The 14,217-nt window shown below is 64.2% G+C and carries 13 protein-coding genes; 4 read left to right on the forward strand and 9 right to left on the reverse strand.

Features of this window, described 5'->3' with window-relative positions:
- Nucleotide 1: 1 nt before the first annotated feature.
- The 4 genes from QX070_RS07970 to QX070_RS07985 form a co-directional block, all read right to left on the reverse strand.
- On the reverse strand, nucleotides 2-853 hold the full coding sequence (locus QX070_RS07970) for a carbohydrate ABC transporter permease (RefSeq protein ID WP_172109925.1): 852 nt from the start codon (nucleotides 851-853) through the stop codon (nucleotides 2-4).
- Nucleotides 850-1,725, reverse strand: a complete 876-nt coding sequence (locus QX070_RS07975) for a sugar ABC transporter permease (protein WP_315736354.1) — start codon at nucleotides 1,723-1,725, stop codon at nucleotides 850-852. Before QX070_RS07975 ends, QX070_RS07970 begins: the two co-directional genes overlap by 4 nt.
- Nucleotides 1,726-1,827: 102 nt before the next feature.
- Entirely contained in the window at nucleotides 1,828-3,210 is a 1,383-nt protein-coding gene (locus tag QX070_RS07980; protein WP_315717541.1) for an ABC transporter substrate-binding protein, read from the reverse strand.
- Between the two features lie 142 nt (nucleotides 3,211-3,352).
- Entirely contained in the window at nucleotides 3,353-5,302 is a 1,950-nt protein-coding gene (locus QX070_RS07985; protein WP_315737042.1) for an AsmA family protein, read from the reverse strand.
- 310 nt (nucleotides 5,303-5,612) lie between these two features.
- Between QX070_RS07985 and QX070_RS07990 the strand changes: the two genes are divergently transcribed.
- Nucleotides 5,613-6,341: a CoA transferase subunit A gene (locus QX070_RS07990; protein WP_315736355.1), complete on the forward strand. Its 729-nt coding sequence runs from the start codon at nucleotides 5,613-5,615 to the stop codon at nucleotides 6,339-6,341.
- Nucleotides 6,341-6,991: a CoA transferase subunit B gene (locus tag QX070_RS07995; RefSeq protein ID WP_315736356.1), complete on the forward strand. Its 651-nt coding sequence runs from the start codon at nucleotides 6,341-6,343 to the stop codon at nucleotides 6,989-6,991. Before QX070_RS07990 ends, QX070_RS07995 begins: the two co-directional genes overlap by 1 nt.
- An 8-nt stretch (nucleotides 6,992-6,999) precedes the next feature.
- Here the strand turns inward: QX070_RS07995 and QX070_RS08000 are convergent, their stop codons facing one another.
- The 4 genes from QX070_RS08000 to QX070_RS08015 all read right to left on the reverse strand — a co-directional run bounded on the left by QX070_RS08000 (nucleotide 7,000) and on the right by QX070_RS08015 (nucleotide 11,498).
- Nucleotides 7,000-8,721, reverse strand: coding sequence for a hypothetical protein (locus tag QX070_RS08000; protein WP_315736357.1), 1,722 nt, complete (start codon nucleotides 8,719-8,721; stop codon nucleotides 7,000-7,002).
- Nucleotides 8,722-8,921: 200 nt separating this feature from the next.
- Nucleotides 8,922-9,803, reverse strand: a complete 882-nt coding sequence (locus QX070_RS08005) for a formylglycine-generating enzyme family protein (protein ID WP_315736358.1) — start codon at nucleotides 9,801-9,803, stop codon at nucleotides 8,922-8,924.
- Nucleotides 9,804-9,855: 52 nt separating this feature from the next.
- Nucleotides 9,856-10,950, reverse strand: a complete 1,095-nt coding sequence (gene nirK, locus QX070_RS08010; protein WP_315736359.1) for a copper-containing nitrite reductase — start codon at nucleotides 10,948-10,950, stop codon at nucleotides 9,856-9,858.
- A 338-nt stretch (nucleotides 10,951-11,288) separates the two neighbouring features.
- On the reverse strand, nucleotides 11,289-11,498 hold the full coding sequence (locus tag QX070_RS08015; RefSeq protein ID WP_315736360.1) for a hypothetical protein: 210 nt from the start codon (nucleotides 11,496-11,498) through the stop codon (nucleotides 11,289-11,291).
- Between the two features lie 215 nt (nucleotides 11,499-11,713).
- Between QX070_RS08015 and hemN the strand changes: the two genes are divergently transcribed.
- Together hemN and QX070_RS08025 are read left to right on the forward strand one after the other, a co-directional pair.
- Nucleotides 11,714-13,066, forward strand: a complete 1,353-nt coding sequence (gene hemN / locus QX070_RS08020) for an oxygen-independent coproporphyrinogen III oxidase (RefSeq protein ID WP_315736361.1) — start codon at nucleotides 11,714-11,716, stop codon at nucleotides 13,064-13,066.
- Nucleotides 13,067-13,150: 84 nt separating this feature from the next.
- Entirely contained in the window at nucleotides 13,151-13,342 is a 192-nt protein-coding gene (locus QX070_RS08025; RefSeq protein WP_315737044.1) for a DUF1858 domain-containing protein, read from the forward strand.
- Here the strand turns inward: QX070_RS08025 and QX070_RS08030 are convergent, their stop codons facing one another.
- Nucleotides 13,343-14,062, reverse strand: a complete 720-nt coding sequence (locus QX070_RS08030; protein WP_315736362.1) for a Crp/Fnr family transcriptional regulator — start codon at nucleotides 14,060-14,062, stop codon at nucleotides 13,343-13,345. It lies immediately after the preceding gene.
- Between the last annotated feature and the right edge of the window lie 155 nt (nucleotides 14,063-14,217).

A 14,217-nucleotide genomic window follows, 5' to 3' on the forward strand; every position in this document is an offset into this window, starting at 1 on the left:
GTCACGACTTCACGGCGCCGGCGGTGAGGCCGCCCACCATGTAGCGCTTGAAGGCGTAATAGACCGCCGCGGGCGGCAACGCGTAGATGAAGCCGGTGGTCATCAGGAGCTCCCACGGCGAATCGTCGGCGGCCAGGAAGTTGCCGAGCGCCACGGGCAGCGTGATATCCTTGTCGTTCGAAAGCAGCAGGAACGCGTAGAGGTATTCGTTCCAGGCCAGCAGCACCGCATACGTTCCGATCGCGACCAGCGACGGCATCATCAGCGGTACATAGACGAGGCGGAAGATCTGCAGCGGGCTGGCGCCGTCCATGACGGCAGCCTCGTCCAGCTCGACCGGCAGCTTGTCGGAGGCCTGCTTCAGCACCCAGATCGCGTAGGGCGAGGCAATCGTCACCATCGCCAGGATCAGCGACCAGTCGTTGTTGAGCAGGCCGTATTTGCCCATGGTGCGATACATCGGTACCGCGAGGAACGCAGCGGGGATGAAATAGGTGAACAGCGCGAGGTTCATCACCACCCGGCTGCCAGGCACGCGCAGGCGCGAGATGGCATAGGCCGCACAGGTCGCAATGATCAGTGTCAGCGCGCCCACGGCCATGGCGATCACGACCGAGTTGCCGAACTGGACCCAGAAATCGCGCAGGAAGTAATGCTGCTGGTGGAACACGATCGAGAAATTGTGCAGCGTCGGATGGTCCGGCCACAGCTTGCCCGAGAACGCGTCCTCCTTCGGCGAGATCGCGAACAGGAACATGTGGTAGATCGGGATCATCGTCCAGATGAAGACGGGAATGCCGATCAGCAGCAGCCGGGCCTCGGTGCCGACTTCGCGGAGGGTGGGGAGCTTCATCGCGACAACCGCTTCATCATGAAATAGACCAGGGGCAGCACCAGCGGCATCGCGCAGACGATCGAGGCCATGGCGAGGCTGAGCTGATCGAGCCGGAGATAGCGGATGCCGAGCGTCGCCAGCACGTGGGTGAGATCGGCCGGACCGCCGCCGGTCAGGAGATAGACGCTGTTGAAGTCTCCGAGCGTCCAGATCATCGAGAGCAGCGTGCAGGTGATGTAGAGCGTCTGCATCGACGGCCAGGTGATGTAGCGGAACTTCTGCCACCAGGTGGCGCCGTCGACCTCGGCCGCCTCGAACAAATCGTGCGAAATCGCCAGCCGCCCGGTCATCAGGATCAAGGTCCAGAACGGCAGCGACTTCCAGATGTGCATGCCGATCGCCATCGACAGCGCGACCGTCGGGTCGTTCAGCCAGTTCGGGCCATCTTCGCCGGTGAACTTGAAGATCAGCTGGTTCACCACGCCCCATTCGGGATTGAGCATGAAGCGCACCGACAGGATGGTCGGGATCGAAGGCACCGCCCAGGGCAGGATGAAGATGACCGACAGCCATTTGATCCAGCCGCGCTGCTGCACGAAGAAGCCGGACAGGAACAGCGCGATCACCATCTTCAGATTGATGCCGACCAGGAGGAAGATCAGCGTGTTGACGGCGGCCCGCGCGAAGATGGGGTCGTTGTACAGCGCGACGTAGCTGGCCGGCTCGCGGGCGAGCCACAGGCCGTAGCCGACGGGATAGACGACGAAGGCAAGGAAGACGAGCAAGTAGGGGGCAAGCATGACGATGCCCCATACCTGTGACGGTGTCAGCAGCACCGGGCGCGGCGCTTCCGCGAGCGCGGAATCGGAAGCTGAGAGCGTGATCGCCATGGTCGTCTGTTCCAAGCCTATTGCCGAACCGGCCGCAGACACTGCGGCCGGCACTTGTTGTCGTTTTCAGGATCTCAAGCTAGTGTCTCGCGAGGCGAGAGACTAGCCGGCGACCTCCTTCAGCCGCGCGATCAGCTCGTCGACGGCCTTTTCGACCGGCACCTTCTCGCTGACCACGCGGTTCATCGCCTTGGCCCAGACGTTCTCATTGTTGAGGATCGTGAACTTGTAGTTCTTGGTGAAGTCGAACGGCGTGGTGCCGCCGGTGAACTGGGTGTACACGGCCTTGCGATGGCGGTCGGCCTGCCAGAACGGGCTCTTCTGGCCTGCGGTCGTCACCGGGAACCAGCGGCCCAGCGCGCCCTCGATGTAGGGGCCGAGGTTCTCCTCCTGCATCAGGAACTTGATGAATTCCTTGGCCTGCGCCTTGTGAGGAGCATTGGCGAAGATCAGGCCGGTCTTGACGTCGGAGCGGTACTTGATCGGCGTGCCGTCCGGCTTGTTGGGGAAGGACGCGGTGATGATGTCCTCCTCATAGGCCTTCTTGCCGGCCGCGCGCTGCTCGGGCGTCAGCGCCGGGTTGGTGGAGTCCTCGAACCACTTGGCCGCGATCGAGATCGTGAAATTGTGGGTCATCACGATCGTCTTGTTGTGGAACGCGACGTTGTTGTCCGGATCCTTCCAGGTCGTGGACGAGGGCGGCGTGCAGCCCTTGATGTAGGTGTCGGTATAATCCTTCATCGCCTTGACGAGGCCGTCGCGCACCTTGGGGTCGTCGACCAGCAGCTTGCCGTCGTCGTCGACCAGCTTGACGTTGTAGGCGTCCATGAAGGTGTAGAACGACTGGAACGAGTCGGTGGATTCCACGCCCATCGGCTGACCGACGCCATACATGCGCTGGCCGGTGGCCTTGCGGACCGCCGGCTGCACCTTGTCGCACCAGAACGTCCAGTAGTCTTCCCACTTGGTGGGGATGTCGCTCTGCTTGAAGCCGGCCTTGCTCAGCAGGTCGCCCCAGATCTGGACGTGCATGCTCTGCTGCTTCAGCGGGAAGCCGTAATAGGCTTTCTTCTTGGTGACGTTGTTGTAGAGGTAGGCGGTCTCGAGCGTGTTCGGAGCGAACGCCGACTTCATCGGCTCCAGGATGTCGGTGAGATCCTCGAGCTTGCCTTCGTAGGCCCACTTGCCCTGGGCCTGAACGTCGTAGGTGTCGGCGTAGGCCACGTCGGGCACGGTGCCCGAATCGAGCGCGGCGACCGTCTTCGGAATCATGTCCTGGATCGCGTATTGCGACAGCTCGACCTTGATGCCGGTCTTGGCCTCGAACTTCTTGACGACGTTGAGCAGCGCATCGTCCTCGGACTTGTAGAAGCCCTTGCTCCACCAGATCGTGATGGTGTCCTGAGCGATGGCTGGTGCTGCAGCGCAAAAAAGCCCGGCGGCTGCGACTGCGATTGAAAGCGCACCCATTCCCCTGGATTTCACGTGTCTCTCCCTGATCCGCCGATCTTGCTTGATCGGTTGTGGCGGGACACTAGCCCAGGGACCCGACGTGATCCAGAAGTAATATATCAGACATAGGTCGTGGCGGCGGCCGTGTATCGGCACGCGAAGCAAGCCGCGTTGGTCAGTTCTGCTTGGTGGGAGTGTCGCCTGTCGGAGCGTCAGCCTGCGGCACGTTGTCCGGCTGGGCCGGGCGCAATCCGCCGCCGGTGAATCGTTCCAGCACCGAGCGCACCGCATCCCTCGTCTTGCGGTCCTTGACCGCATCGAGCAGAGGGGCGGCGGCCGGGGCGCGGCGGATCAGGCTTTCCGGATCGGGAAAGATCAGCGGATCTTCCCAGGGGCCCTGGACGACGAAAGGCAGCTCGAAGCCGTTGCTGCCATTGCCTGACGACAGCAGGCTCGCGACGCCCTTGAAATCGTATTCCCGTGTCGGCACCGAGGCCGTGCCGGTCATGGTGATGCGCGCGGTCGGGCTCTCGACGCGGATGTCCTCGGCGGTCGCGATGCCCTCGGAGAATTTGACCGCGATCGTCAGCGAGTCGTAAGGCGTCGAACCGGAGCGGAAATTGCCGCCGCGCGACAGCGGGCTGCGCTCGAGGCGCTTCAGGAGCTGCTCGACGTTGAAGCCGGAGATCGCGCCATCGCGGCCCTGCAGGTTGGCGCTGCCATCGAGCGACTGGGCGAGCCCAAACGGGCTCGAGCCCGAAGCCGTCAGCGAGACGTTGAGATTGCCGCGTCCCGACAGCGACGACACGCCGAACATCTCGTTGGCGCAGGCCTGCAGATCGACGTCGTTGAATTGCAGCTCGGCCTTCACGTCGGCCACGGTGTCGGCACGGGCGATCCCAAACGAGCCGCGCACGATGCCGCCATACATCTGCGCCTCGCCGACCGAGAGGGCGAGTACGCCGTTGCGCAGGTTGGCGCCGAACGCCGTGCGTCCGATTTTCGAGGAGCCGACCGTGACCTTTGCGGCCGATAGCCGCATGTCGAGGTCGGTGGTGGACAAGGCCTTGAGGTCGAAGAGCTGCCGATTCCAGTCGCGGGCCCCATTGGCCAGCAGCCGGATCGTCGAGATGTAGGGGGTGAAGTCGAGCGCGTCGGCCGCCAGCGTCGCCTGCAGCGTCTGCCGGCCGTTATTGGCGTAGGTCATGACGCCCTCGGCGGTGTTGCCGTCGAGCTCGACATTGACATTGGTGAGTGCGATCGAGGCGCCGACCACGTTGGCGCGCGCACGCAAGGCGAAGCGCCCGAAGCCGCCGCCGCCGAGCGGCGTCTGCCCCGTCCAGCGCAGCGCGTCGCGAAGCGACGGGCTGTCCACCGTCAGCGTACCTTCCATCAGCGCGCTGGTGCGATTCGCGACCGTGCCGTCAAAGGCGACCTTCAGCGGCGGGCTGGCGAGCCGCATCTTCAAGCCGGACCGGTCTCCCGACAGCGCAGCCAGGAAGTCGCTGACGCTGATGGAGCCCTCGATGCGCTGACCGCGCCAATCGAACTGTCCGGTCGCCGCGAACGAGCGCGAGATCGACGGCCAGGCGAGCGACAGGTCGATATCGTCGAGCCGCTCGGAAGCATGATGGCCGGTGTCCTCGTAGACCAGGATGCCATCCTGGATGCGGATCTCGGAGAACGACATCTGGCTGTCGGGCCCCGGGCGCATCGTGCGCGCGATGGTCTCGATGAAGGGGGTCCAGTTGCTGTTGCCGTCGGCCTCGCGGCTGACGTTGATCTGCGGCCGCAGCATCATGACGTCGGCGATTTCGAACCGCTGCAACAGCAGCGGCAGCAATTGCAGATTGGCGGTCAGCACGTCGACGCGCAGAGCCGGATCCTCGGTGCCGCTGCCCTTCAGACCGACATCGTGGAACGAGACATAGCTGCCCGGAAACAAGGAGACGTCGATATGTCCCTTGACAACGAGCTCGAGCCCGGTCACGGCGCGGATCTGGCTCTCCACCGCCTGCCGCAATGCCTCGCGATTGACCAGCCAGGAGCTCGCCAGCAGGCCCACGAACGCGATGCCCAGCAGCACCGCGATCGGTGTGCCGAGGCGCCTCATTCCTTGGGCCATGGTCACGGACATGTCCTGGGATCGTCGGATCGCTGGTTACTCGGGATGGGCAGGGTGCGCCGAAAACCCCTGCCAACATCAACAACTTGATGCGCTTTCTTGACGCTTTCAAGGCCATGCCGCCGGTGTGGCCGGATTGCGGCGGAGCCCTGATATCCCGGACTCCGGATCGCCTCGGAGGCGCAGGCTGGTGCGACAGCTAAAGCAGGATGTGCGCCTTGGGAAGGCATCATTGACGCATTGCGAAGATTTCGCCTAATAATCCGGTCGATATCCGCGCGATCGCCGCTCTGCAGCAGGTCATTCCCGTATGAACAAGGTCTATCCGGACGCCAAATCCGCCCTTGCTGGCCTCCTCAAGGACGGCATGACCATCATGTCGGGTGGGTTTGGTCTTTGTGGCATCGCAGAAACCCTGTCCGACGCCATTCGCGAGTCCGGGGTGAAGGACCTCACCGTCATCTCCAACAATGCCGGGGTCGACGGCATCGGCCTCAGCCGGCTGCTGGAGACGCGGCAGATCAAGAAGATGATCTCGTCCTATGTCGGCGAGAATAAGCTGTTTGCCCAGCAATATCTGGCCGGCGAGCTGGAGCTCGAATTCTGCCCGCAGGGCACCCTGGCCGAGCGCATCCGCGCCGGCGGCGCCGGCATCCCGGCCTTCTTCACCAAGACCGGCGTCGGCACGCTGGTCGCGGAGGGCAAGGAGGTGCGGGAGTTCGACGGCGAGAAATATCTGATGGAGCGCGGCCTGTTTGCCGATCTGGCGATCGTGCACGCCTGGAAGGGCGACACCGCCGGCAACCTCGTCTACCGCAAGACTGCGCGCAACTTCAATCCGATGATGGCAACTGCGGCCAAGGTGACGGTCGCGGAGGTCGAGCATCTGCTGCCGGCCGGCCAGATCGATCCCGACCACATCCATACGCCCGGCATCTTCGTCAAACGCATCATCCAGGTCGGAACCGAACTGAAGCGCATCGAGCAGCGCACCGTGCGCAAACGTGAAGCCGCCGCTGCAGCCGGGGAGGAAGTCTGATGGCCTGGACGCGAGAGCAGATGGCGGCGCGCGCCGCCAAGGAGCTGCGGGACGGCTACTACGTCAATCTCGGCATCGGCATCCCAACGCTCGTCTCAAACTACATCCCGCCGGGCGTCGACGTGGCGCTGCAGAGCGAGAACGGCATGCTCGGCATGGGTCCGTTCCCCTATGAGGGCGAGGAGGATCCCGACCTCATCAATGCCGGCAAGCAGACCGTCACCGAGCTGCCGATCACCAGCTATTTCTCGTCAGCCGATTCCTTCGCCATGGTCCGCGGCGGCCACATCGACCTGTCGATCCTCGGCGCCATGCAAGTCGCCCAGAACGGTGACCTCGCCAACTGGATGATCCCTGGCAAGATGGTCAAGGGCATGGGCGGCGCGATGGATCTCGTCGCCGGCGTCAAGCGCGTCGTCGTGGTCATGGAGCATAGCGCCAAGGACGGTCCGAAGCTGCTCAAGCAGTGCACGCTGCCGCTGACCGGCGAGCGCGTCGTGGACATGGTGGTGACCGATCTGGCGGTGTTCACGATCGACAAGCACGGCAATGACGGCATGGCCCTGATCGAGCTCGCCGATGGCGTGACGCTCGACGAGGTCAAGGCCAAGACCGAAGCCGAGTTCCGGGTCGCGCTGAAGAATGCCTGAGGGCGCGACTACCAGCGCCGGCAGAGCATCTCCGCGACCTTGACGGCGAGCCGGCATGCCGCATGCTGCGCCCGGCTCGCAGCAGCGGGCGGCGCCGTCTCCGCCAACCCCTGAATGATCAGGCACGGCACACTGCGGCTGAGGCAGATCAGTCCCATCGCATAGGCCGTGTCATCCGTCGCAAGCGCGCCTGGAAACGCCGCCGAGATTTCGGCGTCGGTGCCGTCGCCATCGCACGTCACTGTCATTCCTTCGAAGAACACGTCGATGTCGTCCAGCATGCCATTTGCGGCCTCGTGCGCGAGGCGGCAAAGCTCGGGATCGGCCGGAATGATCATTCCGCTGTCATCGACCGAGGGCGGCTCGGCCATGCTGAGCGCGTCGCGCAGCTTGATCTGAATCCGGAATGGCGCGACCGAGGTGGCGATGACGAGATCGCCGGGGCCGGCGCCGACGAATCGCGGGCCGCGGGCCACTTGCGGGAGATTCGCTCCCAGGGCGTCGGCCCGTCCCGGCATGATCAGCCACTGCGCCCCATGCTCTTCGATCGCCACTGCGGCCGCGCTCGCCACCTCGGCGATCGATCGCCCGAGGCACACGACTGCATGGAAGCAGGAATGCCTGATGATGGCGCGCGCCGCGTTGCGCTGTTCGATCAGCGTGCCCGGGCCCATCGCCTGGACCAGGGCTTCGATATCCTCCGGCGTTTCGACCACGAAACCGATCGTGTTGGCTTTGGCATGGAGAAATCGCAGCGCGTCGAGCATCGCGTTGATGCTGGCCTTCTCACGACCGTCGAGCTGCTGCCACAGCGCTTCGAGCACGTCCAGGGAGGCCTCGATGTCGGCGCCGATCACGCCCTGGCCGAGCGGCCGGCCGGGTGTCTCGCAGCGATAGAGCTCTTCGAAGGCCTGCAGGACGGTCCTGCGGTCCTTCACCGCGCAGGCGCCTTGCAGGATGCGCGCGAGAACCTGGGCGCGCTTGCTGAGTTCGAGGGGAACGGCGAGCCAGGCAAAATCAGCCAGCTCGGCCGCCTGCTCGCTTGCGGCGCGCTGGAATTCGCCGACGACCTGACCGTAGTGCCAGCTCAATTGCCACGGCGTCACCTGCCGTCCGCGATACCTGCCGCGCTCGATGCGTTCGAGCGATTGCGCCTGCAACTCGTTGCGCAGGTCGGGATCTATTCCCGATGCGCGGGAATCCAGCACACGATAGGCGCGTGTTGCGATCGCCGGTCCGAACCATTCGTGCTCGAGGTCGCCGACCGAGAGACCGCTCGGCATGCGGATGTGGACGGTCCTACGAAACTGGTCGAGCTCGCGTCTTGCGACCTGGGCCGCGGTCACCGAAACCTGCTGTACCTCGCACAAACCGTCGACCACACTGGCCCAGTCCCAGAAGTCGTCGCCATAGAACGGAATGCGATATTGGCGGCTCGCGACGATCCGTGCGCAAACCCGTTCGATGGCGGGAGCCACGCGATCGAGAATATCGCTGCGCGCCAGCGCGCCGTCCGTGAGACATTGGTGCACGAGACGCGCCGCGCCCGCATTCACCACGTGCCAGTCCTTGGCGGCGAATTTAGGCGACGTCCGCAGATATTCGAGCGCGTCGATGAGGCAGCGTCCAGCCAGTGCGCTCGGCGAATCGTCGTCGAACCAGCTGGTGTTGCCGATCCCGTAACCATGCAGGTCGGACGTGAAGAAGACCGGCGGATGTCGAGAAATCACACTCGCCTCCTGGTCCGCTCATCGCGTCGCTCAACGGCAATTGTCTAACGTTTGCAACTCAGATTTCGCAACCGAAAGTTGTTTTTGCGTGACTGTCATTTGTGCCAGTGTCAGGGCACCGTCGATCCGGCGCCGGCGTAGGTTGCAGGCAAGCGTGCTTCGAGCGTACTTTTCGAGCGGACTTATGGAGGCCGAGCATGTCAGGCGCGGATGGCGCCGAGTAGCCGGCCCAGGCGCCGCGTCATGCTGCGGCTCCATGAGGGTTGATCGCGGACAAGCCGGAAACCGAGATTGGCAGGTGGCGTGCCGGAGGCGCAGCCGCCGGCACGCGCATCGCGGATGAAGTCGGTCACGTAGGCTCGATGCGCGCCTTCGGCCAAACGGACGCCGCAATTGCTGACGGTCTTGATGACGCGACCGGCACTATCCTGCAGCTTGCGTGTGAAGCAGGTCGAGGTCCATTCCCAGACATTGCCCGCGAGGTCGGCGATGCCGTGCTCGTTGATGCCGAAGCCGCCGAAGCCGCGCGTCTTGGGATCGTCTTGCAGGGTGGCTTCCCGTTCGTAGCGGGCGATCCAGCGCCGCGAGGGATCGGCGTCGTCGATCGAGATGCCATCGTCCTTGAATCGTCTCCCGGCCGCATAGGCCCACTCGGTATCGGTCGGCAGCCGATAGCTCTCGCCGGTCTTGTGCGAGAGCCACGCGGCGTAGGCAACGGCGTCGTGCCAGCTCACCTGCACCGCCGGACGATCGATGGCGATGGGGACGTCGCGATCGAGCGCGCGGCATGCATGGGCTTCGACGCAGGCGTGGTAGTCGGCGGCGCTGACCTGGTTCGTCATCATGGTCAGCGGATGATCAAAGCGGACCGTCGTGATGGGAGCTTCGGCTTGGCGGCCGTTGCGGAGATGGTCGCCGGAGTCGCGGTAGCTGATCGTCCCAGGTGCGATCTCGGTGAGGGCGGGGCCGTCGAGACCGGCGGCGCGGTCTGGCAGCCCTGCAAGGATCGGGGCCATTGTGGTCGGGCCAGCCAATCCGACGACGCAGGCGAGGGTGAGCTTGATCTTGAAAGCGAGCAGCATGGCAGCACACTGAGAAGAGTGGGGGGCCGGACATGCCGGCCCCCTGGGCCGATCAGTTCGTCGTGCCGGTCGGAATGTCGGCCGGGGCCTTCACCTGCATCATCAGGTCGTCATTCCACTTGCCTTCGACCTTGAAATGGGCCGTTGCGCCGAGATTGGCCGCCTCGATCAGGTTGTGGGTGACGTAGGCGTAGATGCCGGGCTGCAGGAATTTGTAGAGCGCGGCACCCGCGGAGCCGCCGCGGATGAACCAGGTCTCGAGCCCGGTCTCCGGCGCGTTGGAGAACTTGCCGGTCTCCCAGACATAATCGCCGTGGCCGCCGATCAGATGCGGACGACTGTCGCGGTTCGCCTGCGAGTGCACGATCAGCACGTTCTCGCCGACATTGGCCGTGAGCGCATTCTTTCCGGTGAGCGCGCCGGCCTTGCCGTTGAACACCACATGGGTCGGCGTGAGCTTGCGCATGACCTCCTCGGTGTCGCTATAGGCCTCGCCGGGCGAGTCATAGGATTTGAAGTTGCCCTTGTCGTCGCGCGGGACGTAGAGGTCCTGCTCGCCGATGTAGTAGACGCGATCGTAGCGCAACGCGTGTCCGCGGCCGTCATTGAGACCGTCGCGCGGCAGCACCATCACGGCGCCGTTCATGCCGGAGACGACATGCCAGGGGATCATCGGTCCGCCTGGGGCGCAGTGATAGACGAACACGCCGGTCCGCGTCGCCTTCCAGCGCAGCACGACCTGCTCGCCGGGATTGACCAGGGTCAGCGCGCCGCCACCCAGCGCTCCGGTCGCGGAGTGGAAATCGATGTTATGCGGCATGCTGTTGGTCGCGGGATTGACGAGGGTCACCTCGACATAGTCACCCTCATGGACCACCATCAGCGGGCCCGGCATCGAGCCGTTGAACGTCATGGCCTGGAAGGTGGTGCCCTTCTCGTCGATCACCATCTTCTTCTCCTGGACCACGAGCTTGAACTCCATGATCTTGGGCCCCTGCTTCGTCGCCTGCTCGTGCGCATGCACGAACGGCGGAGCCACCAGATCGACCTTCTGGCGCGGCAGCTTGAGGTCCTCGGCCATCGCGGGAGCCGCAAGCATCATCGCGGCGATGGCTGCACTGAACATGGCGGTGCGGCGGGTCAACATGGATCGCTCCTTCATTGGATCTGTTGTAGTGCCGCAATCATCATGCTCTCGTTGGAACCCCGCTTGTTTGTGCTGCAACAAGCAACTTCGCATTTGCGGAATACGACGGCGGGTTCGGAGCGAAATTGGCGCGGCCGCGCCAGCGCAGCGCGCGAATGAGTTGCATCGGCGAGTAGTTCTTGGGGAGTCCGGGCGCGGAGCAAAGGGGGCTGGACTGTCCCCGCGCAACTACGCGCCGAGAAATGATCCGTCCGTTTGCCGAGACCGCAGGACAGTCACGTGCACCAAGATGCGAGGTTCAAGGCATTGTACCGATCGACGATGGGCTACCAAACTCGTCAGCTCAGCCAGCGCACCGCCAGCAACGCGGCGAAGGCCACTGCCGCCGCGAGGCAAAACATCGTGGTCATGAACATGGCGATATTGCCGAGCAGGCCTGTCGGTCCCGACTCGTCGCGGAACGATTCGAATCCGTCGGACTGGGGGATATGGCCGCGGATGCCGGCGAGGAGAGCAAATGAACGGATCAGAAGTTGCAGAGCTTCCATTGCGGTTTTCCTCGAATCGTCAATGAATCAATGATGATGTGAAATGAGCCGGCCACTTTGAGGAAGCGCAAAGTCCGAGGCGATAACCGGCGTTCTACTGGTTGTCCAACGGGGCATCTGCCGGCCGCGCCTTGAGAAAGCTCAAGGCCGCCCCTCTTGCCTTATGTCAAGGACCTCCGAACCCCAGGTCGACACGCTCAGGTGACAGGCAGGACATGAGACCAGATCTTGCGGCATGCTACGGACAGGAGCGCCTTCCGCGCTACACCAGCTATCCCACGGCGCCTCATTTCTCCGCCGCGGTCGGCCCGTCCACCTACGCAGAATGGCTGCGCGCGATACCGGCGAGCGCGACGGCATCACTTTACCTGCATGTGCCCTTCTGCCGCTCGATGTGCTGGTATTGCGGCTGCAACACCATGGTCGCCAAGCGCGACGAGCCGATTGCGGTCTACGAATCGGCACTGCGCTGCGAGATCGACATGGTGGCGCGCCAGATTGGCCGGCGTCTGCAGGTCGGGCACATTCATTTCGGCGGCGGCACGCCCACCATCATGGCGCCGGAGTCCTTTGTGGATCTCGTCGGATCGCTGCGTCATTCATTTTTCGTGCTGCCATCGGCGGAGATCGCCATCGAGATAGATCCCCGCACGCTGACGCCGGAGATGATCGCCGCGCTGGGGGTGAGCGGGGTCAATCGCGCCAGCCTGGGCGTGCAGAGCTTCGATCCGCGGGTGCAGCAGGCCATCAACCGGGTACAGAGCTTCGAGCAGACTGCGGCGGCCACGAATGGATTGCGCCAGGCCGGCGTTGCCGGCATCAATTTCGACCTGATCTACGGGCTGCCGCATCAGAGCGTGGCGTCCTGTCTCGACACCGTCCGGCGCGCCATCGACCTGCGCCCCGACCGGCTCTCCGTGTTCGGCTACGCTCATGTGCCATCGTTCAAGACGCACCAACGCAAGATTCAGGACTCGGCGCTGCCGGACAGTCTGGAACGCTACGATCAGGCCTGTGCGATCGCTGATGCGCTGAAGAACGCAGGCTACGTCCAGATCGGGCTCGATCATTTCGCCTTGCCCACCGACCCGATGACCATCGCGTTCCGCGAAGGCCGGCTGCATCGCAATTTCCAGGGCTACACGACCGATGCCAACGATCTGCTGCTCGGGTTCGGCGCCTCGGCGATCGGGCAACTGCCGCAAGGTTATGTCCAGAACGCGCCGCAGGTCCGGGCCTATGAGCAGAAGATCGCGTCCGGCAGCCTCGCGACCGTGAAAGGCTATGGACTGACGGATGACGACCGCCTACGGGCCGACATCATCGAGCGCATCATGTGCGACTACGGCGTGGACCTCGACGTCATCTGCACCCGCCATGGCACGGACACCGACGACATGCTGAGATCGGCGCCGCGGCTGCAATCGCTGATCTCCGACGGTGTGGTCGAGCTCAACGGCGGTGCGCTCGCGGTGACCGAGCATTCCCGGTTCCTGGTGCGCAGCGTCGCTGCGGCGTTCGATGCGCATCTCGACGCGTCGAAGCAGCTGCACAGCCGGGCGGTCTGACCGGCCAGCTGCCGCGGTGCTTGTGCCGCGACAAAGACCGCCAAGGGCATGCCCGCTACCATTCGCGCGGGAATGGAGGCGCGCATGCCAATCTCCTTCGATGAACTGGTCGACGACGTCATGCGGCGAAGGCCGGAGACGATCCGCGTCTTTCTTGCTTTCCAGATGCGTTGCGTCGGTTGCCCGATCGCCTGTTTTCACAACGTCGCGGATGCCTGCCACGAGCATGGCATCGATCCCGACGCGTTCCTCGCGGCCCTGTGTGCCTGCGCCTGATCAGGTCCGCGATGCGGCCGCGTCGCCGGCGCTCTGCTGCGCCAGCAGGACGATCTTGTGCGGCTCGCGCAGGACGATCTTCTGACGCCCGCTTTCGACGAGGCCGAGCTGCTCCCAGCCCGAGAGGATGCGGCTTACCGTATGCAGGGTCGTTCCGGTCATCTGGGCGATATCCTGCCGGCTGATCGGGAAGTCGATCTGAACGCCGTGATCGAGCTTGCGGCCGGCCTGGTTGGCGAGCCGGAGTAGGGCATGCGCGATGCGCTGCTCCACCTGCTGCGTCGACATTTCGATCACGCGCGCATGGGTTTCCTGCAGCCGCTGGCCGACCGTCTGCAGCGTGTTCGCCGCCAGCGACGGGAACTTCGCGACCAGCCGCGGCCATGAGGCGGACGGCCAGGCCAGCACGATGCTGTCGTCGACGGCGGTCGCTGTCGCCGGATAATGTTGGAGACCGATGGCGGGGGCGACGCCGAACGTGTCCCCTGGCACGACATAGCGCACCACGATCTGGTCGCCGGTCGGCGTCGTCTTGCTGGCGCGGACATGACCGTGGAGCAGCAGGAAGAACGAGGTCGCATCGGCGCCCTGCTCGAACACTGCGCCGTTGCGGGGGACGCGAAGGGAGCGGGCTTCCCGCAGCACGTCCGTGAGATCCTCCGCGGACAGCCCCGCAAACAGCGGCAGATGCGCGACCAGCGAACGGTCGATGGAAGCCATGGTGTTCTCCGGGGCCGGATTCGGCCTAATTTTGCGGCGCTCAATAGCACGTTTTTGCGATCTGTCGGAAGTTTGTGCTGGCGCAAGTCATAGTGGGCGACGCGCAACTACATGTTAAGCACAACGCCGCGATCGGTGCGGTTCCCGTCCTTCAT

The organism is Bradyrhizobium sp. SZCCHNR1093 (assembly GCF_032381175.1).
Taxonomy (GTDB): Bacteria; Pseudomonadota; Alphaproteobacteria; order Rhizobiales; family Xanthobacteraceae; genus Bradyrhizobium.

Coding starts and splice junctions, on each gene's coding strand:
- QX070_RS07970 (WP_172109925.1), bottom strand. CDS start 853: ATGAAGCTCCCCACCCTCCGCGAAGTCGGCACCGAGGCCCGGCTGCTG.
- QX070_RS07975 (WP_315736354.1), bottom strand. CDS start 1,725: ATGGCGATCACGCTCTCAGCTTCCGATTCCGCGCTCGCGGAAGCGCCG.
- QX070_RS07985 (WP_315737042.1), bottom strand. CDS start 5,302: ATGGCCCAAGGAATGAGGCGCCTCGGCACACCGATCGCGGTGCTGCTG.
- QX070_RS07990 (WP_315736355.1), top strand. CDS start 5,613: ATGAACAAGGTCTATCCGGACGCCAAATCCGCCCTTGCTGGCCTCCTC.
- QX070_RS07995 (WP_315736356.1), top strand. CDS start 6,341: ATGGCCTGGACGCGAGAGCAGATGGCGGCGCGCGCCGCCAAGGAGCTG.
- QX070_RS08005 (WP_315736358.1), bottom strand. CDS start 9,803: ATGCTGCTCGCTTTCAAGATCAAGCTCACCCTCGCCTGCGTCGTCGGA.
- nirK (WP_315736359.1), bottom strand. CDS start 10,950: ATGTTGACCCGCCGCACCGCCATGTTCAGTGCAGCCATCGCCGCGATG.
- QX070_RS08015 (WP_315736360.1), bottom strand. CDS start 11,498: ATGGAAGCTCTGCAACTTCTGATCCGTTCATTTGCTCTCCTCGCCGGC.
- hemN (WP_315736361.1), top strand. CDS start 11,714: ATGAGACCAGATCTTGCGGCATGCTACGGACAGGAGCGCCTTCCGCGC.
- QX070_RS08025 (WP_315737044.1), top strand. CDS start 13,151: ATGCCAATCTCCTTCGATGAACTGGTCGACGACGTCATGCGGCGAAGG.
- QX070_RS08030 (WP_315736362.1), bottom strand. CDS start 14,062: ATGGCTTCCATCGACCGTTCGCTGGTCGCGCATCTGCCGCTGTTTGCG.